Source organism: Pseudorhizobium sp. NPDC055634 (genome assembly GCF_053618655.1).
The window spans coordinates 1-19,481 of sequence record NZ_JBSHHW010000004.1; the positions used below are offsets into that span (position 1 = coordinate 1).

20 protein-coding genes are annotated in these 19,481 nt (G+C 64.1%); 7 read left to right on the plus strand and 13 right to left on the minus strand.

Annotated features, from left to right (window positions below; all coding sequences use genetic code 11):
* Positions 1–41 precede the first annotated feature (41 nt).
* The 6 genes from rplI to ACWGPT_RS07365 form a co-directional block, all read right to left on the minus strand.
* A complete protein-coding gene (rplI, locus tag ACWGPT_RS07340) occupies positions 42–617 on the minus strand; it encodes a 50S ribosomal protein L9 (RefSeq protein ID WP_452604952.1) in 576 nt (191 codons plus the stop codon).
* Between the two features lie 23 nt (positions 618–640).
* Positions 641–1,609: a DUF2232 domain-containing protein gene (locus tag ACWGPT_RS07345; RefSeq protein WP_452604953.1), complete on the minus strand. Its 969-nt coding sequence runs from the start codon at positions 1,607–1,609 to the stop codon at positions 641–643.
* 155 nt (positions 1,610–1,764) lie between these two features.
* On the minus strand, positions 1,765–2,013 hold the full coding sequence (gene rpsR, locus ACWGPT_RS07350) for a 30S ribosomal protein S18 (protein WP_452604954.1): 249 nt from the start codon (positions 2,011–2,013) through the stop codon (positions 1,765–1,767).
* A 22-nt stretch (positions 2,014–2,035) separates the two neighbouring features.
* Positions 2,036–2,479, minus strand: a complete 444-nt coding sequence (gene rpsF, locus ACWGPT_RS07355) for a 30S ribosomal protein S6 (RefSeq protein ID WP_452604955.1) — start codon at positions 2,477–2,479, stop codon at positions 2,036–2,038.
* A 311-nt stretch (positions 2,480–2,790) separates the two neighbouring features.
* The gene (locus ACWGPT_RS07360) at positions 2,791–3,060 is read right to left on the minus strand and encodes a hypothetical protein (protein WP_452604956.1); all 270 of its coding nucleotides are present in this window, start codon (positions 3,058–3,060) and stop codon (positions 2,791–2,793) included.
* Positions 3,061–3,256: 196 nt separating this feature from the next.
* Positions 3,257–4,300, minus strand: a complete 1,044-nt coding sequence (locus tag ACWGPT_RS07365; protein WP_452604957.1) for an aldo/keto reductase — start codon at positions 4,298–4,300, stop codon at positions 3,257–3,259.
* A gap of 244 nt (positions 4,301–4,544) precedes the next feature.
* Here ACWGPT_RS07365 and fabD point away from each other — a divergent pair, with 244 nt between their 5' ends.
* From fabD to gmk, 7 genes are all read left to right on the plus strand, one after another.
* Positions 4,545–5,489, plus strand: a complete 945-nt coding sequence (fabD, locus tag ACWGPT_RS07370; protein WP_452604958.1) for an ACP S-malonyltransferase — start codon at positions 4,545–4,547, stop codon at positions 5,487–5,489.
* A 23-nt stretch (positions 5,490–5,512) separates the two neighbouring features.
* Positions 5,513–6,250, plus strand: a complete 738-nt coding sequence (gene fabG / locus ACWGPT_RS07375; RefSeq protein ID WP_452604959.1) for a 3-oxoacyl-[acyl-carrier-protein] reductase — start codon at positions 5,513–5,515, stop codon at positions 6,248–6,250.
* A 271-nt stretch (positions 6,251–6,521) separates the two neighbouring features.
* The gene (locus ACWGPT_RS07380; RefSeq protein ID WP_029618457.1) at positions 6,522–6,758 is read left to right on the plus strand and encodes an acyl carrier protein; all 237 of its coding nucleotides are present in this window, start codon (positions 6,522–6,524) and stop codon (positions 6,756–6,758) included.
* A gap of 110 nt (positions 6,759–6,868) precedes the next feature.
* Positions 6,869–8,131: a beta-ketoacyl-ACP synthase II gene (fabF, locus tag ACWGPT_RS07385; RefSeq protein ID WP_452604960.1), complete on the plus strand. Its 1,263-nt coding sequence runs from the start codon at positions 6,869–6,871 to the stop codon at positions 8,129–8,131.
* A gap of 127 nt (positions 8,132–8,258) precedes the next feature.
* Positions 8,259–9,440 carry an endolytic transglycosylase MltG gene (gene mltG, locus ACWGPT_RS07390; protein ID WP_452605327.1) on the plus strand — a complete coding sequence of 394 codons (1,182 nt, stop codon included), beginning with the start codon at positions 8,259–8,261 and terminating at the stop codon, positions 9,438–9,440.
* Positions 9,441–9,469: 29 nt separating this feature from the next.
* The gene (locus ACWGPT_RS07395; RefSeq protein WP_452604961.1) at positions 9,470–10,360 is read left to right on the plus strand and encodes a YicC/YloC family endoribonuclease; all 891 of its coding nucleotides are present in this window, start codon (positions 9,470–9,472) and stop codon (positions 10,358–10,360) included.
* A gap of 3 nt (positions 10,361–10,363) precedes the next feature.
* Entirely contained in the window at positions 10,364–11,026 is a 663-nt protein-coding gene (gmk, locus tag ACWGPT_RS07400; RefSeq protein WP_452604962.1) for a guanylate kinase, read from the plus strand.
* Between the two features lie 19 nt (positions 11,027–11,045).
* On the opposite strand, the gene ACWGPT_RS07405 is transcribed toward gmk, so the two are convergent.
* The 7 genes from ACWGPT_RS07405 to ACWGPT_RS07435 form a co-directional block, all read right to left on the minus strand.
* Positions 11,046–11,669 carry a methyltransferase family protein gene (locus ACWGPT_RS07405; RefSeq protein ID WP_452604963.1) on the minus strand — a complete coding sequence of 208 codons (624 nt, stop codon included), beginning with the start codon at positions 11,667–11,669 and terminating at the stop codon, positions 11,046–11,048.
* A 62-nt stretch (positions 11,670–11,731) separates the two neighbouring features.
* A complete protein-coding gene (gene rsmA, locus ACWGPT_RS07410; protein WP_452604964.1) occupies positions 11,732–12,559 on the minus strand; it encodes a 16S rRNA (adenine(1518)-N(6)/adenine(1519)-N(6))-dimethyltransferase RsmA in 828 nt (275 codons plus the stop codon).
* A complete protein-coding gene (gene pdxA, locus ACWGPT_RS07415; protein ID WP_452604965.1) occupies positions 12,559–13,581 on the minus strand; it encodes a 4-hydroxythreonine-4-phosphate dehydrogenase PdxA in 1,023 nt (340 codons plus the stop codon). The genes rsmA and pdxA overlap by 1 nt, the downstream gene beginning before the upstream one ends.
* A 15-nt stretch (positions 13,582–13,596) precedes the next feature.
* Positions 13,597–14,544: a SurA N-terminal domain-containing protein gene (locus ACWGPT_RS07420; protein ID WP_452604966.1), complete on the minus strand. Its 948-nt coding sequence runs from the start codon at positions 14,542–14,544 to the stop codon at positions 13,597–13,599.
* Positions 14,545–14,654: 110 nt separating this feature from the next.
* Positions 14,655–16,997: an LPS-assembly protein LptD gene (locus tag ACWGPT_RS07425; protein WP_452604967.1), complete on the minus strand. Its 2,343-nt coding sequence runs from the start codon at positions 16,995–16,997 to the stop codon at positions 14,655–14,657.
* Positions 16,997–18,085 carry an LPS export ABC transporter permease LptG gene (gene lptG / locus ACWGPT_RS07430; RefSeq protein ID WP_452604968.1) on the minus strand — a complete coding sequence of 363 codons (1,089 nt, stop codon included), beginning with the start codon at positions 18,083–18,085 and terminating at the stop codon, positions 16,997–16,999. The genes ACWGPT_RS07425 and lptG overlap by 1 nt, the downstream gene beginning before the upstream one ends.
* Positions 18,082–19,251, minus strand: a complete 1,170-nt coding sequence (locus ACWGPT_RS07435; protein ID WP_452604969.1) for an LptF/LptG family permease — start codon at positions 19,249–19,251, stop codon at positions 18,082–18,084. The genes lptG and ACWGPT_RS07435 overlap by 4 nt, the downstream gene beginning before the upstream one ends.
* Positions 19,252–19,481 lie beyond the last annotated feature (230 nt).

Below are 19,481 nucleotides of genomic sequence, written 5' to 3' on the forward strand. Positions count from 1 at the left end.
GTATCCGCCGGGGGCCTTTTCCAGAGGTCTGTCGATGAAGATTACTCTTCGTCGCCGTCCCGGTCGGCATCCGGATCGAAGAAATCTTCCGGACGCAGTGCGTCTTCGTCGACGCCGTAGATGGCGTCTGCCGAGGTGAGGGTCTCGCCCTTTGCCTGGCGTTCTGCTTCTTCGGCCGAACGGGCGACGTTGATCTGGATCTCGATCTCGACTTCAGCGTGCAGCAGCAGGGTTACCTTGTGCAGGCCGATGGTCTTGATCGGCAGGCTGAGGTCGACCTGGTTGCGGCCGATGTTGAAGCCTTCGGCGGCCAGTGCCTCGATGATGTCGCGAGCTGCAACCGAGCCGTAGAGCTGGCCGGTTTCGCCGGCGGAACGGACCATGACGAAGGTCTTGCCTTCAAGCGCGTCGGCAACCTTCTGGGCTTCCGAGCGGCGCTCGAGGTTGCGGGCTTCGAGCGTCGAACGCTCGGCGTCGAAGCGCTTCTTGTTGGCCTCGTTGGCGCGCAGCGCCTTGCCCTGCGGCAGGAGGTAGTTGCGGGCGTAGCCGTCGCGGACCTTTACGGTCTCGCCCATCTGGCCGAGCCGGGCAATCCGTTCAAGGAGAATGACTTCCATGGGTTTGTCCTTTCGAGTTTCGGTTAGTTTGATTGTTCGGGTTGATCTTCGCGTGCCGGCGAGAGCGCGACCGTTCGCCGGGTATCGACCAGGCCGAGCACGAGGATGAAGAAGGCCGGCAGTGCCAGCAGCGAGGAGATGTAGGCAAGCACGAGTGCCGGCAGGCGCCAGTCCTTGCCTTTGCTCCGGAAATGCAGGGAGGCGAAGCCGGCCATCAGGAAGCCGGCGCCGAACGCTCCGAATATGGTGGCGCCGATCATCGCCGGGACGCCACCGAGGAAGGTCAGGAGGATGCCGGCCAGGAAGACGAAGATCGCGTTGCGGTTCATGCGCAGCGCCGAAGGCATGTCCTCGCGCGGACGAAGGGCGCGGGGCGAGCGGGAAACGACGCGAATGGCGATGTAGAAGGCGGCAAACAGCATCAGCACCCACAGCCCCGCCTGGACCATCGGCAGCATCAGGATGAACATCTGCTTGGTCTGCGCCAGGCTTTCCGGGTCGGGCGCGAACGAGGGGTCCTGCGCCTGGAATGCCGAGGTCATCATGTCGACGAGCTCGTCGGTCAGCTCCGGCCCGTAGCCGATGACGACGCCGAGCGCGATCATCGCCAGCGTGACCAGGGTGCAGAGATGCAGGAGAATGTCGGACAGCGGATACCATGCGAGGAGACGATCCGGGCCGCCGATCTCGGTGGCAGGGCGCGCAAGGTTCGCCAGATGCGACAGCCAGCCTGCGGGAATGAGCGTGAAGATCGCCATCGTCGCCGCGAAGGTCGGCGAGATGAGCAGTGCGCCCAGGACGGCGGCCGTGACGACGGCCGTGATGGCGGCGCGATTGCCCCAGCCGAGGCCGGCAATCAGGATAGGCAGGGCGGATGCGGCGTAGATGACGACAGCGAACGACAGCTGTGCCATCGCACCCAGCGCAAGCAGGGTGGCAACGACGCCGGCGAGGATGCCGACCGGCAAAATTGTCTGGTTCGATGTCTTCACGGTCTCGCTGTCCTGCCAAATCGAGCAGTTAGGGGAGGCGACCCGACGGATGTCTCGGGTCCTTCGTCCCCAACATGGGATTTCGGGGTGTTCCGATCCGCGCCCATCGCGGAAGGGAGAGGACCCGCCGAACAGCGTTCAGCGGGTCCCAGTCATTACGCTACGACGTAGGGCAGCAAGCCGAGGAAGCGGGCGCGCTTGATGGCCTTGGCCAGTTCGCGCTGCTTCTTCTGGGAAACGGCCGTGATGCGGGACGGAACGATCTTGCCGCGCTCGGAAATGTAGCGCTGCAGGAGGCGTACGTCCTTGTAGTCGATCCGCGGTGCATTCGCGCCCGAGAAGGGGCAGGTCTTGCGACGGCGGTGGAACGGGCGGCGTACGGGAGCAGAGGATGCTTCAGCCATATTCTTTTCTCCTTAAGCTCGATTACGCGCGGTCTTCGCGCGGACGACGCTCGAAGCCGCCTTCGCGCGGACCACGGTCCGGACGGGGGCCGCGATCACGATCGCCGAAGCCGGGGCGGTCGCCACGCGGGCGGTCGTCGCGGTCGCGCTTCTGCATCATCGCGGACGGACCTTCTTCGTGCTTCTCGACGGCGATCGTCATGTAGCGAAGAATGTCTTCGTTGATGCGCATCTGGCGTTCCATCTCATGCACGGCAGCAGCCGGTGCGTCGATGTCCATCAGGGCGTAGTGAGCCTTGCGGTTCTTGTTGATGCGGTAGGTGAGGGACTTGAGGCCCCAGTTTTCTACGCGCCCGACCTTGCCGCCGTTAGCTTCGATGACGCCCTTGTACTGTTCTACGAGGGCATCAACCTGCTGTGCGGAAACATCCTGCCGGGCAAGGAATACGTGTTCGTAAAGAGCCATGTAAGCTTTGCCTTTTCTTGCGGTTGTGTTCACCCGGACTTCGGCGGCTAAGCCTCAACGACTGCTCCTGAGAGGCTGACGCCAAGCAAGAAAAGTTGTTTGATCGAGACGGTCGAGAGCGGAGACACGGGAGGCCTGGACCTTGTGGTCCATGCAGCCCGGTTGCCCGGGCCTACCCTCCGTTCAGCCACCAGCCAGAAGGACCGGGTGTTTCGAACAGGCGCGCTTATACGGATTTCTGGCGAGAAAGCAAGTCGTCTCGTGCCTTTTGGGATGCGACGGATCCGCAGGGCGAAAGCCGGAGAGATATCTCAGCCCTCGGCGGACGACGCCGGTTTCGGGTCTTCCGGAGTGCCCTGGCGGGCGGCGAGGCGTAGTTCGCCGGACAGGTTGCGGTCCTGGACGATCTCGTCCGCCGCTTCCGCGAGCGCCAGCAGGATCTCGTCCGGCTTCCAGCCGGCGTTGACGCATCTGGCGATATGGGCGCGCAAGGGCGCCCGCACGTTGAAGTCGAACTCAAGTGCACGATCGCCTGCCGGGACGGTGGCGGCTGAGTGATTGTCGTGGCTTGCCGATGTCATGCCTTGAAGGAAGCCGCATCGCCGGCGGATTGGCAACCGAAACCCGCAAACAGGGTTGCCCGATAAGGTTAACCAACCGCGTTGGCGGCCGGCGCCGCCTTTCGTCCGCACGCCCCGTATGGTTAACCGGGGCGTGCGGTGGTGCACGGGGAGCGAACCGACCGCCACCGCGGCGATCGGTCGGAACAATGCGTGTTCAGATCGGCATCGGATACTGGCGGTACACCCTGGCGATATCCTCCAGCACATCGTCGTTCAGGACGATATCCTTGGCGGCGATCGCCGTCTTCAGTTGCTCCATGCTCGTCGCGCCGATGATCACGGACGTCATGAAGGGGCGGCCGAGACAGAAGGCGAGCGACATCTGGGCGAGGTCCAGGCCGTGCCTTGCGGCGACGTCCCTGTAGGCCTTCACCGCGGGCTCCTGAAGTGGCTGGAGCCGGCCCCCGAGATCGCTGTTGATCGTCGCCCGCGATCCTTCGGGACGTGCGCCGTCGAGATACTTGCCGGCCAGGATTCCGGCGGCGAGCGGCGAATAGGCGAGAAGCCCGACATCCTCGTGGTGAGAGACTTCGGCAAGGTCGAGGTCGAACTGGCGATAGAGGAGGTTGTATTCGTTCTGGATCGACGCGACGCGCGGTAGGCCCTTCTCCTCTGCGAGTCGCAGATACTTGAGCGTGCCCCAGGCGCTCTCGTTGGAAAGGCCGATGGCGCGGATCTTGCCCTCCTTCACCAGTTCGCCGAGCGTGGAAAGGATTTCGTCGATCTCCTCCGTCGAACGGGCGCGATCCTGCGTCGAGGCGTCGAAGCTCCAGCACTGCCGGAAATGGTAGCTGCCGCGGTTCGGCCAGTGGATCTGGTAGAGGTCGACATGGTCGGTCTGCAGCCGGAGAAGGCTTGCTTCCAGCGCCTCGCGCACGCTCGCGCCGTCCAGCTTGCGGCCGTCGCGGATATGCGGGCGTCCGCTTCCGGCCGCCTTGGTGGCGAGCACGACATCGCCGCGCCGGCCGCTCTTCTTCAGCCATGTTCCGATGAACTCCTCGGTGCGCCCGTATGTGTCAGCGCTGACCGGCGTAGTCGGATAGAGTTCGGCTGTGTCGAAGAAGTTGATGCCGGCTTCCAGCGCGTGGTCCATCTGCGCGTGCGCTTCGGCCTCGATGTTCTGCGAGCCCCAGGTCATCGTCCCGAGGCAAATCTCCGACACGGAAATGTCCGTGCGTCCCAATCGATTGAATTTCATGAAGTCAGTCCTGTCCTGGAAGGTGGCGGAAGTTTAGGCGGGAATTCGTGTCGCGCAAGCGTCGGCAGGCTCGTCCTATCCGGGCGCTCCCGGCAGAGGCAAGCAGGTTTTCGAACGCGGGGCCGGGCGGAACTGCCCCGGGCGATCGCCGGGGACGAGTGACGCGCCGGGGCGCTTTGCCTTGACTCCCGCGGCGGGAACGTGAATGGGAAGGCAAAAAACGAGACGGGAAGGAAGTCATCCCATGAGCATAGCGTTCACGTTCCCGGGCCAGGGAAGCCAGTCGGTCGGCATGGGCAAGGATCTCGCCGATGCCTTTCCGGAGGCCCGCGCGGTCTTCCAGGAAGTCGACGATGCGCTGGACCAGAAACTCTCCGAGGTCATGTGGAATGGGCCGGAGGAAACCCTGACGCTGACGGCGAATGCCCAGCCTGCCCTGATGGCCGTGTCGATCGCCGCCATCCGCGTCATGGAAGCGCGCGGGCTGAAGCTCGCGGACAAGGTATCCTACGTCGCCGGCCATTCGCTCGGGGAGTATTCCGCTCTCTGCGCCGCGGGAACCTTCTCGCTGGCCGACACTGCGCGGCTCCTGCGCATCCGCGGCAATGCCATGCAGTCGGCCGTCCCCGTCGGCGAGGGCGCCATGGCCGCGATCATCGGACTTGAGCACGGCGACGTCGAGGCTGTCTGCCGCGATGCCGCGGCCGCCGGTGTGTGCCAGATCGCCAACGACAACGGTGGCGGCCAGCTCGTCATCTCCGGTTCGAAGGCGGCCGTCGAGAAGGCTGCCGCGCTGGCGACGGAGAAGGGCGCCAAGCGCGCCATCATGCTGCCCGTGTCCGCACCGTTCCATTCCGCACTGATGTCTCCGGCGGCCGATGCCATGCGGCACGCCCTTGCCAGCGTCGCGAAGCACGATCCGGTCGTTCCCCTGGTCGCCAATGTCCGCGCCGCCCCTGTCACCGACGCAGGCGAGATCGTCGACCTGCTCGTCAGCCAGGTGGCCGGCCAGGTTCGCTGGCGGGAAACAGTAGAGTGGTTTGCCGGCAACGGTGTCACCGAACTCTACGAGGTCGGCTCCGGCAAGGTGCTGACCGGGCTTGCCCGCCGCATCGACAAGAGCATATCCGGTACGGCGATCAACACGCCCGCCGATATCGAGACCGCACTTGCCGCCATTCTTGGCTGACCAAATCCGAAGGGAATATGACCATGTTTGACCTGACCGGCCGAAAGGCACTGGTGACCGGCGCGACCGGCGGCCTCGGCGAGGAGATCGCCCGCGTGCTCCACAGGCAGGGCGCCACCGTCGGCCTGCACGGCACGCGCGTCGAAAAGCTCGAGGCGCTCGCCTCGGAACTGGGCGACCGCGTCAAGATCTTCCCGGCCAATCTTTCCGACCGGGCCGAGGTCAAGGCGTTGGGCGAGAAGGCCGAAGCCGAGCTCGACGGCGTCGACATCCTCGTCAACAATGCCGGGATCACCAAGGACGGCCTGTTCGTGCGCATGAGCGACGAGGACTGGGACAATGTCCTGGAGGTCAACCTGAGCTCGATGTTCCGCCTGACGCGGGAACTGACCCATCCGATGATGCGCCGGCGCTTCGGCCGCATCATCAACATCACCTCCGTCGTAGCCGTCACCGGCAACCCCGGCCAGACGAACTACTGCGCCTCCAAGGCCGGCATGATCGGCTTCTCGAAATCGCTGGCGCAGGAAATCGCGACCCGCAACGTGACCGTGAACTGCGTCGCCCCGGGCTTCATCGAAAGCGCCATGACCGGCAAGCTGAACGACAAGCAGAAGGACGCCATCCTCGGGGCAATCCCCATGAAGCGGATGGGCGCCGGCGCCGACATCGCCGCCGCGGTTCTCTATCTCGCTTCCAACGAGGCGGGCTACGTCACGGGCCAGACGCTGCACGTCAACGGCGGCATGGCGATGATCTGAGGACGGCGTTCCCGCCGGAGGCACTCGCCTGTGGGTGCCTTGGCGGGGAACAAATTCTGGCTTTGCGGAACTTGGAAAGCATGTTAAGCGGGCCATGACTGTGGACAGTCGCCCCGAAAAGCAGGGGATCATTGCGCCTTCGCGGCGATGATCGGAACCTGCGAAGGGTTGAACGGGTTTGCCCGCGTAGCCTGATCTGGGCGGCGCAGGTTTTCAACAGGGTACGGATGCCATCGAGGCATCCGAAAAGACAAAGGTCGAGGAAACCGACATGAGCGATATCGCAGAACGCGTTAAGAAAATTGTTATTGATCACCTCGGCGTCGATGCCGACAAGGTTGTCGAAGGCGCAAGCTTCATCGACGATCTCGGCGCGGACTCGCTCGACACTGTCGAACTGGTCATGGCCTTCGAAGAAGAATTCGGCGTCGAAATCCCGGACGACGCGGCTGACTCCATCCTGACGGTTGGCGACGCCATCAAGTTCATCGAGAAGGCCCAGGCCTGATTTTCTCGTTATTATTGCGGAACTGACATGTTCGGTTCCTTTGGCGGCCCGCTCGTTCGGGCCGTTTCAATAAATGGAATATGACTACGACTAAGGGTGGGACGCTGGCGATGAGACGTGTCGTTATCACCGGTACCGGCATGGTATCTCCTCTCGGATGCGGAACCGAGGTCAGTTGGCAGAGGCTGCTGGCCGGCCAGAACGCGGCCAGGAAGGTTGCGGAATTCGAGGTCGAGGACCTGCCGGCCAAGATCGCCTGCCGCATCCCCACCGGCGACGGCTCCGAGGGCACCTTCAATCCCGACGACTGGATGGAACAGAAGGACCAGCGCAAGGTCGATCCCTTCATTGTCTACGGCATGGCCGCCGCCGAAATGGCGCTCGACGATGCCGGCTGGCACCCGCAGACCGACGAGGACCAGATCGCCACGGGCGTTCTGATCGGCTCGGGCATCGGCGGGCTCGAAGGCATCGTGGAGGCCGGCTATACCCTCAAGGAAAAGGGGCCGCGGCGGATCTCGCCCTTCTTCATTCCGGGCCGCCTCATCAACCTGATTTCCGGCCAGGTTTCGATCCGCCACAAGCTCCGCGGCCCCAATCACGCGGTCGTCACGGCCTGCTCCACCGGCGCCCATGCCATCGGCGATGCCGCGCGGCTGATCGCGCTCGGCGATGCCGACGTGATGGTGGCGGGCGGCGCCGAATCACCGATCTCGCGGATCGCGCTTGCCGGCTTTGCGGCCTGCAAGGCCCTCTCCACGCAGCACAACGACGACCCGCAGAAGGCCTCGCGCCCCTATGACCGCGACCGCGACGGTTTCGTCATGGGCGAGGGCGCCGGCATCGTGGTGCTGGAAGAACTCGAACACGCCAAGGCGCGTGGTGCGAAGATCTATGCCGAGATCGTCGGCTACGGTCTCTCCGGCGACGCCTTCCACATCACCGCGCCCTCCGAGGACGGTGACGGCGCGTTCCGCTGCATGACCATGGCGCTGAAGCGCGCCGGCCTTGCGCCCGCCGATGTCGACTATATCAATGCCCACGGCACCTCGACCATGGCCGACACGATCGAGCTCGGCGCCGTCGAGCGTCTCGTCGGCAATGCCGCGTCGAAGATCTCGATGTCGTCGACGAAGTCCTCCATCGGCCACCTGCTCGGTGCCGCCGGAGCCGTCGAGGCCATCTTCTCCACGCTGGCGATCCGCGACAATATCGCGCCGCCGACCCTGAACCTCGACAATCCGGACGTCGAGACGGCGATCGACCTCGTGCCGCACAAGGCGCGGTCCCGCGAGATCAACGTGGCCCTGTCGAACTCCTTCGGATTCGGCGGCACCAACGCCTCGCTCGTCCTGCGCCGCTACGACGCATGATCCTGCCCGGGCCGGGCGCGAGCTGTGCCCGGCGACCTGTCATCGAACCTGTTTTTGCCGTATTGGTTGGCCAATAAGCGGTAACGACCGTGCATTCTAGGGGGGCACATTGAACAACGACAGTCATATGGCCGAGACGCCGCACAATCCCGGCAACGGTCACGGACCGATCATCCCCAAGTCTCCCAACGAGGCCCTGAAGCCGGAGCGCGTACCGGGCCCGCCGCGGCGCTCGCGCAAGGCGCGCAGCCAGCTCGTGATCTTCCTGAACTTCGTCATGACCATGGTGGTGATCGTCTGCGTCGTCGCGGTCGCCGGCTTCTACTACATGATCACCAGCTTCCAGCAGCCCGGGCCGCTGGAGACCAACACCCATTTCATGGTACGGGCAGGCAATGGCCTAGCCGAGATCGCCAACAACCTCGAGCGCAACGGGATCATCTCGGACGCGCGCGTCTTCCGCTATGTCAGCGCAACCTATCTGCGCGACGGCGGCACGCTGAAGGCCGGCGAATACGACATCAAGGCGGGAGCCTCGATGAAGGAGATCATGGAACTCCTGGAATCGGGAAAATCCATCCTCTACTCCGTCGTGCTGCCGGAAGGCCTGACCGTTCGCCAGATGATGCTCCGTCTCGCCGAGGATCCGGTCCTGGAGGGCGATCTGCCGGCCGAACTGCCGCCGGAAGGAAGCCTCCGTCCCGATACCTACAAGTTCTCCCGCGGCACCAAGCGTGCCGAGATCGTCCAGCAGATGCGTGCTGCGCAGGAACGGCTGATCGACCAGGTATGGGAAAAGCGCGACCCCGATCTCCCGATCCAGACCAAGGAGGAATTCGTCACGCTGGCGTCCATCGTCGAGAAGGAAACCGGCGTCGATGACGAGCGTGCGCGTGTCGCCTCCGTCTTCCTCAACCGCCTTCAGAAGGGCATGCGGCTGCAGTCGGACCCGACGATCATCTACGGCCTGTTCGGCGGTGACGGAAAGCCTTCCGATCGGCCGATCTACAAGTCCGACCTCAAGAAGGAAACGCCCTACAACACCTACGTGATCAAGGGCCTTCCTCCGACGCCGATCGCCAATCCGGGCCGTGCCGCGCTCGAGGCCGTCGCCAATCCCTGGCGCACGAAGGACCTCTACTTCGTGGCCGACGGAACGGGCGGACACGCCTTTGCCGAAACCCTCGACGAGCACAATGCCAATGTGCGTCGCTGGCGCCGGCTGGAGGCTGATCGCGCCGACAGTGCCGAAGCGGAACTGAGCGACGGTCAGCCGGGTGGCGACGAGGCCGAGAAGCCGACGAACTGAATTGCGGAACGCCTGGGGCGGAGAAGTTGATGACCGTGCAGTCCATGACCGGGTTTGCCCGCAGCGAAAGCAGTTTCGGGCGCTATCGCATCGTCTGGGAACTGCGTTCCGTCAACGGCAAGGGGCTTGATGTCAGGCTGCGTCTTCCTCCATGCCTCGAAAGGCTCGAGCCGGAGACGCGCCGCCTGATCGGCGAGCGGGTCACGCGAGGCAATATCCAGGCATCGCTCACGCTCACTGCCTCCCAGACGAAGCTGGAAGCGGTCCTCGACCGCGAAGCGCTCGGAGCGTTGCTGTCGCTGCGCACCGAACTCGCCGGCGTCATCGATCCGGCACCCCTGCGGCTCGATACGCTTCTCGGCATCCGCGGCATCGTCGACATCCGCGAGGCCGAAGAAGGCGAGGAGGAAACGGCTGCCCGCGACGCCGAGATCCTGGAATGCCTTGAACGCGCCCTCGACCACCTGAAAGAGATGCGCGAGCAGGAGGGCGCGGCGCTCGCCGACGTGCTCGGCCGCCAGGTCGATCGCATGGAGGAACTGGCGCTGGTCGTGGAAAGGGATCCCTCACGGTCTCCCGAGGAAATCGCCCGCCGGCTCCGGCAGCAGGTCGCCGCGCTCCTCCAGGACAAAAGCCTGGCGCTCGATCCCGTCCGTCTTCATTCCGAAGTCGCGCTTCTGGCCACCAAGGCCGACCTGCGCGAGGAGATCGATCGGCTGAAGGCGCATGTGGACGCCACGCGCGATCTCCTGGGGAAGGGTGGCCCCGTAGGGCGCCGGCTGGACTTTCTGGCGCAGGAATTCAACCGCGAATCGAATACGATCTGTTCGAAATCGAACTCGACCGCGGTCACCGCCGCAGGCGTCGAGCTGAAAGTCGTCATCGACCAGTTCCGCGAACAGGTCCAGAATCTGGAGTGATACATGAGCCCTGCGGCATCAAGCCCGTCCAAGATCGCCCGCCGTGGCTTGATGTTGGTGCTCTCCTCGCCATCCGGCGCCGGCAAGTCGACGATCGCCCGTAACCTCCTGGACGACGACCACACGCTGGAAATCTCCGTCAGCGTGACGACGCGGGCCAAGCGCCCGAGCGAGATCGCCGGCAAGCACTACCATTTCATCACGGTCCCGCAGTTCGAGCGGATGCGCGATGCCGGCGACCTCCTGGAATGGGCGGAGGTCCACGGCAACTACTACGGCACGCCGCGCGAACCCGTCGAGCAGGCGATGGCCGAAGGCCGCGACATGCTCTTCGACATCGACTGGCAGGGCGCGCTGCAGCTGCAGGAGAAGATGAAGGCCGACGTTGTGTCGATCTTCGTCCTGCCGCCGTCGATGACCGAGCTGCAGTCACGTCTTCACAGGCGCGCGGAGGATACCGAGGAGGTCATCCGCACGCGCCTTCTGAACTCGCGCGCCGAGATCGAGCACTGGCGCGAGTACGACTACGTCATCGTCAACGACGATCTCGACGAAGCTTTCGGCTATGTCAGCTGCATCGTGAAGGCCGAGCGCATCCGCCGCGACCGGCGGCATGGCCTCTTCGACTTCGTACAGGGGCTGCTGACCGAAGAGCCCACCCCCTGACGGACAACGGCAAGCCCGATCACGGAAGCACGAGAAGCGTCTGCAGCCCGTGGACGGCATGCAGATATTCGACGCCCTCGATCAGCGGGTAGAGCACGAGGAAGGGCAGGCAGTCGCGCAGCGTTTTCATGAGCGCCCTGACCGAGAAGGTGACCTCGTCGGACGTCGCGTATAGCGAGGGCCGGGGCAAGATCAGCGGCGTGCGGGCCGCGTATTCGCCATAGCTTTCGGTGAACTTCGCGCTGAGGAATTCCGCCTCGCGGAGCGCCGTGTACTGGAAGACGATGAGCGCCGAGACCAGCAGGACGGCGGCGAGCAGAACCGAGCCGTAAACAAGCCCTATTCCGACGAGCCCGGTGATCGAGAAGAAATAGAGCGGGTTGCGCGTCATCGAGTAGGGGCCGAGGGTCACCAGTTCCTCGTTCTTCTTGGACCCGATGTAGAGAATGCTCCACAGCCGGCCCATCACCGCGGTGACCAGGAGCGCGAGCCCGGCCGTCTCCATGACTTCGTGAAGCATGCTCTCCTCGGAGAGCATCGGCTTGCTGATCAGGATGACCGCGGCGAGGCAGATCGAGATGATCCAGAGCGCCGCAAGTCTTGTCTTCTGGTTGAACGGAGTGGGATGCGAGATGGTGTGCATGGGGTCGTCCTGCCGAGTTGATCCCCATACTTGTCGAATTCACTGTGGCGAATTCGTGTCGCCTACAAAGCGTTGGCGAGCGCCACGAATTCCGCCACCGACAGGGTTTCCGCCCGGCGGACGGGATCGATCCCCGCCTTCGCCAGAAGCGTCTCTCCGCCGAGCGACTTCAGGCTCTGCCGCAGCATCTTGCGCCGCTGGCCGAAGGCTGCCTGCGTCACCACTTCAAGCTTCCGGACTTCGCAGGGAAGGGGCTCCGGCCGAGGCACGAGATGCACGACGCTCGAGGTGACCTTCGGCGGCGGCGTAAAGGCCTGGGGCGGCACGTCGAAGACCATCCGCGCCTCGGTGCGCCAGCCGGCGAGCACGCCGAGCCGTCCGTAATGGTCGTCGTCTTCATGCGCGACGATCCGCAGCCCGACTTCCTTCTGGAACATCAGGGTCAGCGATTCCCAGAACGGCGGCCATGATTTGGGAAGCAGCCAGTTGATGAGGAGCTGCGTGCCGACATTGTAGGGAAGGTTGGCGATGATCTTCACCGGCCCTTCGGCCACGAGCGCTTCGAAGTCCACCTTCAGGGCATCGCCCTCGATGACCTCGAGACGGCCCGGATAGTGATCGGCAATCTCGGCAAGGGCGGGCAGGCAGCGGGTATCGCGTTCGATCGCGATAAGCTTCTTCGCCCCGAGCGAAAGAATGGCTCGGGTAAGGCCACCCGGACCGGGCCCGACCTCGATGACAGTGGCATTCTCCAGCGGCCCGGCGCTGCGTGCGATCTTCTGCGTCAGGTTCAGGTCGAGCAGGAAGTTCTGGCCAAGTGCCTTCCTCGCGTCGAGCCCATGCCGCTGGATGACATCCCGCAGCGGCGGCAGACCGTCCAGTGTCGCCATTATCGCTTGGCCTCTGCGGACTTTTCGGCAAGTTCCGCGGCAAGCCGGAGAGCTTCCACGAGGCTGCTCTCGCGCGCGACGCCCTGTCCGGCGATGCCGAAGGCCGTGCCGTGGTCCGGCGAGGTGCGGATGAACGGCAGGCCGAGCGTCACGTTCACCGAAGTGTCGAACCCGAGCGCCTTGGCCGGGATGAGTGCCTGGTCGTGATACATGCAGATGGCGACGTCGTAGCGGCTGCGCGCCTCGTCGTGGAACATCGTGTCCGCGGGCAGGGGGCCGAACGCATTGATGCCTTCGTCGCGCAGGCGCCGGATCGCCGGATGGATGACGTCGGCATCCTCCCGGCCGATTGCGCCGTCCTCGCCCGCATGCGGGTTCAGGCCGGCGATCGCCAGCCGCGGCTGGCTGATCCCGAACCGGGTCCTGAGATCGCGATCGGCGGTCCGGCAGGTCTCGAGGATCAGCGCCTCCGTCAGGGCGGCCGGCACATCCTTGATGGGAATGTGGATGGTGACGGGGATGGCCCGGAGTTTCGGTCCGGCAAGCATCATCACCGGCGTCACCTTCTCTCCGGTCGTCCGGTAGGCAAGTTCGGCGAGAAATTCGGTATGGCCCGGAAAGCCGAAGCCCGAGGAATAGAGCACCGACTTGGCGATCGGATTGGTGACGACTGCGGCCACCGTCCCCTCGAAGGCGAAGGCGACCGCCTGTTCGATCGCCGCGACGGTCCCTGCCGCGGTGGCGACGTGCGGCTCGCCCGGTGCGACGAGCGCGCCGGCCGCGAGCGGATAGACGGGGAGTTTCTCGCCGAAGGATACGGTTGCCCCGGCCGCGTCGGTCTCGAGGATGGGGACATCCAGTCCGAGGAGCCGGGCACGCGCGGCGAGGACCTCCGGGTCCCCGACATAGAGAAACGGGGCAAGCCCGTATTCCCGCCGCTTCAGCCAGGCGGCAAGCGCGATATCCGGGCCTATGCCGGCAGGATCGCCCTGGGTCAGGGCGAGCGGACGATCAAGCGGCATGCTGTCCCTCAAATGTCAGCGCAGGTCTATCTGCGCCTTGCTGCGCAGGTCCGCGAGGTATTTTTCCTCGTTCGGGTTTTCGCCGTTCTTCTGTTTTCCGAGATCCTCGGCACGGAAGACGACTTCCGCTGCGAAGTCGTCGGAGACCTGCCGCTGGTTGCAGATCGCCAGAAACTCCACGCCACGCTGGGTGACGAGCGTCCCGGTCGTCGTGCCCGAGGTCTTCTCGATGAGCGGCTTCCACTCCTCCGGCATTTCGGGGGCAAGCACGCGTCCGAGGTCGCGGACGGATACGTCGAGCATCGTCGCGGCGAACTGCTTGGACTGCTCGCAGCCGGGGAACTTGCCCCGCGCCGCTTCAGCTTCGGCCTTCCGCTTGCCGAGAATGGCGTTGCGCTTGGAATCCGGTACCACGAAGATGACCTGCTGGAGGAAATACTCGGTGGTGACCGGCTTCTCCTTGTTCTCCATCATCCGCGTCACGAGTTCCTGCGAGGACATGCGACCGCGGCTTCCGTAGCGGGCATTGACCAGGCGAGGCCAGCTCATCTGGACGGCGATGTATTCCTTGAAATGCTCGGCGCCGACGCCCGCCTGCCCGAGGATCTTCGTCAGCTGCTCGGGGGAAAGCTTGTTGCTTGCGGCAAAGCGGGCGAAGGCCTTTTCGACATCGTCGGTGCTGACCGACATCTTCACGCGGGCGATCTCCTCCCGCTTCAGGGCTTCTTCGACCAGCTGGTCGCGGGCGGTCTTGGTGTCGCTCTTCTGGCGTTGAAGTCGCAGGAAGGCGGCGCGACGTGCTACGTCGCTGCTGGTGATCGGCGTCTTGTTGACGACGGCGACCACTTCGCTGGCGGCCTGTGCCTGGTGATGGGCGGGTTCGATCGCCACGGAGGCGGCAAGAACCGCCACGGCGACGAGAAGCCTGCGTGTTGCCCTGCGGGTTGCATTGCTTGCCAACATGATCTCGTCCTTCTGCGCGGTTGCTCAACCCGGCCGTGCCGCGCTCCCTTGTCTAGCGTATCCGGCACCGGTTGCACAATTCTTGCGGCGAAACAATGACGGACGAACCCTTACTCAAGCGATGCCGAGCCGATCTCGATGTCGCCGAGCGTGCGGAAGGTGATCCGTGCGCTGATCGACCAGTCGCTGGCATTGGTGCTGCTCGCGCCCTCGTCGGAATAGGCGAGCGTGAAGATCGTGCACTCGTCCGCATAGGAAATGCCGACATTGCGCCGGATGATTTCCTGGTCGTTGAGGTCGAGGACCGCCGCGCCGCCGACGGACCAGTTCTCGTTGATGCGGAAAACGCTCGACGACTGCAGGAGGTCGGTGTTCTCCGGCGACCCGTATTCCGGCTGCGCCTCGATCTGCGTGTAGACGAGCGAACTGCTCAGCCTCGGCGAGCTGTAGGAAACGGACGCATCGGTCCGCTCCAGGTCGAAGGTCTTCTCGTCGAACCGCGTCGCGGCCTGCAGCGAGACGCCGAAGGGCAGGTCGATGCCGGCCATGCCGACATAGTCCGAACGGTCCGTCTCGAGGCCAGAGTTTGCGCCGACATGGACGAGGTCGTCGGTGGCGAACGAGTTCAGGCCGCCGAGCTGGAAGCTCTGGCCGAACAGGCCGCGCAGCCCCACGCCGTTGTCGAAGGAGCCCGTGTAGCGGATGCCGACATTGGCGCGCGTCCCACCTTCGATGCGGTCATAGCCCGAGAACTTGTCGCGCTCGAAAAGCGTGGTGGCGTCGAAGACGAAGCTCTGCGCGTCCTCGTTGGGCAACCGGCCCGCCAGTTGCTCGTCCGGCCTGACGTAGATCTGCGCGATCGGCTCGATGATATGGCTGCTGTTGTCGGTGGTGATGAGGAACGGGTAGCGCGTCTCCAGCCCGGCCGTGACCATGTAGCGGCCATTGGCGCCGGAGTCCTCGAAATCGGGATAGCTGTAGGTGGTGCCTGCGAAGTCGAAGGACGGCGGGCTGGAACTGTGCCGTAGCGCGTCGCCCCGTGCGGCCAGGAGCGGTGTCACGAGAAGGCCGCCGGGCGTGGTGAAGGTGCGCTTCCATTCCGCTTCGGTCGAGAAGCGGGTGTAGTTGCCCTCGAGCCCCGGATAGCGGGCGGTCGTGCCCGCATAGTAGAAGTCGTCTTCCCGGCGCGACAGGTTGGTGAAATTGGTCGTGATCGACAGTTCGCCGCCGGCCACCGGTTCCGGGGAGATGTACTGGTAGTCCAGCGACGGATAGACGATCGCCTGGCGACGCTCGGCAATGTTGTCGTCGGCCGTATCCTGGACGTTGAAATAGAAGGCGCGCAGGTCGAAGTAGTTACGCTTGCCGAGGCCGGTCAGGTAGACTTCGTTGCGGAAGACGTCGTCGTCGACGCCGTCCAGCCTGTAGGTCTTGGAGAAGTTGTTGTCGCTCTGGACCATGACGTCCCAGCCGAAGGCCCAGCGCGGGTTGATCTCGAAGCGTGCTTCCGAGGCGGCCATCAGTCGCGTATCGGCATTGTAGTCGCTGGTATTGACGTCGAACGCGTGCGGATCGCGCTGGTTGATGCCGGCGAAACGGAACCTGTGCTCGCCAGTCTCGAACCGGTTGCGGATCTCGCCCTCCAGCAGCAGGCCCTGGCCGGTGTAGTAGGTCGGGCTCAGCGTCGCGTCCATGTGCGGCGAAAACACATGGTAATAGGGAACGGTCAGTCCGAAGCCGAGCTTGTCGTCGAGGCTCATGGTGGGGAAGAGGAAGCCGGACTTCCGTTCCACCGTGTGGTCGGGAACCTCGATGAACGGCAGGAAGCCGATCGGCCTTCCGAACAGTTCGAAGCGCGCGTTCTCCAGCCGGACGGTATGGGTCTGGCCGTTCTGGATGACGCGCTCCGCCTTCACCTGCCATAGCGGTGCGCGATTCGGCTTTTCCGCACAGGGAAGGCAGGCCGTGTAGACGCCGCTGTTGAGGACCATGAGGTCGCCGGGAAGGCGCTCGGCGCTCTCCGCCGCGATGCGGGTATTGTCGGTGGTCTCGACGCGGAGCGAATTCAGGAAGCCCTGGCCGAAGTCGTCGGTGACGTCCAGCTCGTCCGCATAGATGCGGTTTCCGTCCGGCTCGATCAGCTCGATATTGCCGCGGGCGATGACCCGGCCCGACTGCTGGTTATATTCCACCCGCTGCGCCACCATGCGGTAGCGGTTGTAATAGATCTGCACGCCGCCGGAGGCGGTGACCTTCTCGGCGTCGCGATTGTAGACCAGTTCGTTGGCGCGCAGCAGCATCTTGGCGTCGTCGTCCGTCAGGGACGACGGCAGGCCGGAATTGCTTTCCTGCGCGCGAGCGGGAAGCGGCTGCATGCCGTTCACGCACACAGCAACGCTCGCCAGCAGGACCGCAAGGCGCCGTCTGATATTTCCGCGGTCGTTTACCGCCACTAGCCATCCTCCTGGTGGAGCAGAATCGTCGCGCCGAGAGCCGTCGCCACGATCACTGGCACCCAGACCGCCACGAAAGGCGGAACGGCGCCACTGCTCCCGAATGCTTTTACGAGAACCGTCACGACATAAAGCACGAAGCCGGAAACGATGCCACCCAGAATCACTGACCGGGATTGCGCGAAGCGACTGAATTTCAAAGAGACTGTGGCAGCAATGAGAGTCATCGCCACGAGCAGCAGCGGGAGCGAAAGCAGCGAGTGGAATTGCGTCTCCAGCGCTTTGGTCGAAAGCCCGAAGGAGTGGCCGACCTGGATCTTTCGCAAAAGATCATAAAATGCAACGGTTTCCGGCTGCGACAGCGTCTCCTGCAGGTATTCCTGCTTCAGATTGGTACCAAGTCGCGCGCTTTCGACACGGCTCGGGATTTCGCCGGGGCGAATCTCCTCGACGTCGGTAAGCATCCAGTAACCATCTTCCAACTTGGCCTTTGCCGCGTCCTGACGAAGGACGACCTGGCCGTTCTCGTCAAAATGGAAGATGACGACGTCGAGCAGTTCCGCGCCGCCTTCCTGGTAGCTCTTCGCGCCGATGATCGTGTCCTTGCCCTCGGACATCTGCCGGATCCACGGAAGGAATTCCGCCTTGCGCGACCGGCCGCTCGCCTCGCGCCAGGATGATTCCATGGAGATCGATTCGCGCTGCCCCCACGCCGCCACCGGATTGATCACGAGCATCGCGAGCAAGCCGATCAAAAGGGCTCCGGCCGCAAACGGGGTGATGAACTGCCATACCGATATCCCGGCGGCGCGCGTCACGACGAGTTCGTAGCGGCGGTTGAGCGCAATGAGCGTCGTCATCCCGATGAAGAGGGTGAGGGTCGGGATCGTCTGCTGGAAGATCGAGGGCACGCGCATGGCCGTGAACAGCAGACCGGCCGGCACCGAATACCCCTCCATGTCGGAGAGCCGCCGGCTGGTCTCGCTGAAATCCGCCAGGAAGATGATCCCGCAGACGCCGAGGAAAAACCATCCGGCGGTCGTGACGTAGCGTCGAAAGAAGTAGCGCGACAGTGTCTTGGCGATCACGGGCTGCCCCCGATCGAGGCGCGCGACGAGAACTGCTGGCGCACCTTGCGAAGCATGTCGTTGGCGAAGCTGGAGACGGCGCGCGGCAGGCGGATCGTCTTGTGGGTCGCGAGCAGATAGCTGCACACCCCGATCGTGACGATCGGAAGAAGGTAGGGCGCGAAGATGTAGGCCTCGTCCTGCTTGACGAGGTTCTTGAACGAGAAGCCGAGCCAGCGGATGCCGAAGGCCAGCACCAGCGCGATGACCATCGGATGCAGGCGGGCCTGGCGGTGCGAGCGCGAATCGCCGGCGACGACCAGTGAGATGAGGGCGAACATGAACGGCAGAAGCCACTCGGTCAGGCGGCCATGCAGTTCGGCCCGGTAGCTCCCCGGCGAATGCTTGACGTGCGAATCCTCGGGGTCGGGATTGAGAAGGAAGCCGAGACTGCGGTCGGCCGCCGTGAAGGACGGAGCGTCCGCGCCGGACATAGCTGAAAGATCAAAGGCGTAGGAGACGAACTTGATAATCGAGACGCGGCCCTCGGCGGTCTTCCGATGCACCTCGCCGTCGCGCATGGTGAGCGAGGTTCCGCTCTCGTCGATCGAACCCTCGCGGGCATAGTAGATCAGGTCGAAGTTCGGATCGCGCTGGTCGACCACGAACAGGCCGGTCAGGATTCGCCCGGAATGGCGCTCCGAGATCTGCACGTAGAGGCCGTCCTCGATGCTGCGGAAGGTCTTCTCCTCGATCACGGAGGAGAGGAGGTCGGCATAGGCCGCCGCCACCATCTGCCGTGCCGCGACACGCGAGGGCGGCTCGATGAAATTGGCGACCACGAACGTGAAGATGCTGAGGACGGCCGCCAGCAGAAGGACCGGCCGGTAGATGATGCTGCGCGACGCGCCGGCGGCGTCGATCACCGGCAGTTCGGAATCGTTGTTCATCGCCGTCAGCGTCTGCGTGATGCCGATCGCGAGCGCGAAGGGAAGCACAACCGGCACGATCGTCGGCAGGATGTAGGTCGCGAGCACGGCAAAGGAGCCCATCGACTGACCTGTGTCGGTGACGAGGTTGATGCGTCCGAGTACCTGGATGGTCCAGATGATGGTCAGCACCGGCAGGAGCGTGACCAGGAACATCTGGAAGATACGGCGCAAAATGTAGATTTCGAGAAGCTTCATCACGTTCCGCTGCAGCGATTCGGGGTCCCGTGCCCATCGAACCGCCAAGCCTATCTAAGCGATTGGCTCGACGTTTGCGATGGATACGGCCTTATAAAACTCGCCCTCAAGGTGATTTTTTGACGGAGTGTGTCATTTCGAAAAGTCCCGTGACGCCGCGAGCCGCGACCGGCGGCGGGGAGGCCGGAACGTCGCCACAGCGTCGATGCCGGCCGAACGGCGAGAGCCGT